This is a genomic window from Candidatus Bathyarchaeia archaeon, from assembly GCA_035935655.1.
Taxonomy (GTDB): domain Archaea; phylum Thermoproteota; class Bathyarchaeia; order 40CM-2-53-6; family 40CM-2-53-6; genus 40CM-2-53-6.
Genome location: DASYWW010000041.1, coordinates 1 through 1,868 on the forward strand (window position 1 = coordinate 1; position 1,868 = coordinate 1,868).

A 1,868-nucleotide genomic window follows, 5' to 3' on the forward strand; every position below is an offset into this window, starting at 1 on the left:
TCAAGAAGGCTTTAGTGCTGTAGAGGCTTTACCATTAGTTATTTTAGTAGCTTTAATAGGTGTTTCCGGATGGTTTGTTTATAATAATCATCGTAAAACAACAACGACAAAATCCTCGTCAGTATCCAATATTCAGTCCTCAAATCAGTCGAACACATATGCAGGATGGAAGACATATAGCTGGACAGCGGAAGGCCTTACTTTTAAGTACCCTTCTTCTTGGGTGACTATCAATCCACAGGTATCACCATCATTACAAAGTCCATATCGCTAAATAACCCCTCCATATGCTTGAACTATTGTGCTATCCTTGGTCTATGGATACACAAACACTGACACGATACCAACAAAAATATGAACGCCTATTTCCCGAACTCAACGAAAGATCCCGTCGTCTACTGGTAGCAGCCGACGCTCGTCTACTTGGTCATGGTGGTACTATGTTTCTGCATAAAGCTTCCGGTTTGGCCCGATCCACTATACAAACTGGCCTTCGCGAATTGGATGAGCAACCACTACCGGCTGGCCGTATTCGTCGTCCCGGTGGTGGTCGAAAACCACTCACTGCACACCAACCGGATCTGGCTGCAATGGTAGAGCGAGCAGCCAATACTAAGACGGATAAACGAGTACTTGTTCGGTGGACCTCTCATTCTATCGATCACATTGTGTCAGCGGTCCGGCAGCGAGGCTTCACCCTATCTCGGGATACCGTTTGGCGAATACTCAAAGATAAAGGCTATGCCCTAAAAGCTAACAAGAAAGATATTGAAGGCAGCAAAGATCATCCCGACCGTGATGAACAGTTCCGTCATATTAATATGATGGGATTGAAGATGCAGCTGCAAGGACTACCCATTATGTCCATTGATGCCAAGAAGACCGAGAAGATCGGCAATCTGAAAAATAATGGCAGAGAATGGACAGCCCCGGGAGAAGAAACCAAAGTCGATGTTTATGACTTCGGCCAGAAGGAGCGTACGAATGACGGTAGAACCAGACTCATGAAAGCCATTCCCTATGGAGTCTATGACGTAATAAACAAACAAGGCTTTGTTAATGTCGGTATTGATCATAATACCGCTGAGTTCGCAGTGCACTCACTACACCAGTGGTGGTACACCACTGGCACCTTGGAATATCCTGAGGCCACTGAGATCCTGCTATTTGCTGACAGTGGCTCCAGCAATGGTAGCAATAACAAGTTATGGAAGTACTGCCTGCAGCAGTTCGCCAACCGTACTAGATTAACGGTCCATGTCTGTCACTATCCCCCGGGAACTAGCAAGTGGAATGCCATTGAGCATGAGATGTTCAGCTTCATTAATATTAACTGGCGGGCGGTACCGTTGACAGCGTACGAGGTTGTATTGGAATACATACGGCACACTACTACGAAAACAGGACTTACCATAGAAGCTGTACTGGATACTAATACCTACGAGATAGGTAAGAAAGTAACAGACGAAATGATGAAAACTATCGCTATCCAGGGTGATGAGTTTCATCCAGAATGGAACTACTGTATTCGGCCGACCACAACGTAAGCTATATGCAGGGGTTAATTTGCTATGTGTACTTAATGCAACAATGGGCGTCCCATGGTCTCGATACTCGGTCGGTATGCTGAGAACACCATCGCGGTAGTTAGGGAAGAATAAACCTTCAGCGTCCTCAAAAAGACGCTGGCGATAACCATCACTAATAGTTCGCGCGACACCATCGTTACTAGCAAGGTTGTGAGCCGTCTCTGCCACGATATTACCAAGATAAGCATGGCGTTCACTCAGTTCAGGGTTGCCCAAATGCGGAAATGAACCGGGACAGTCATAACGCGAAATGCGGTTTTGAACCGGGACACGGTATAG

2 protein-coding genes are annotated in these 1,868 nt (G+C 46.1%); both read left to right on the forward strand.

What is annotated here, in order from left to right; translation table 11 throughout:
* Positions 1 to 274, forward strand: a 274-nt coding sequence (locus VGS11_09005) for a hypothetical protein (protein HEV2120223.1), incomplete at its 5' end; no start/stop codon positions are given.
* 43 nt (positions 275 to 317) lie between these two features.
* Positions 318 to 1,547 (forward strand): ISAzo13 family transposase, encoded by a 1,230-nt coding sequence (locus VGS11_09010; protein HEV2120224.1) that lies wholly within the window; start codon positions 318 to 320, stop codon positions 1,545 to 1,547.
* Positions 1,548 to 1,868: the final 321 nt, after the last annotated feature.

What these genes read in the sequence shown, in the direction of transcription:
- VGS11_09010 (HEV2120224.1), top strand. Translation starts at nt 318, where the DNA reads ATGGATACACAAACACTGACACGATACCAACAAAAATATGAACGCCTA.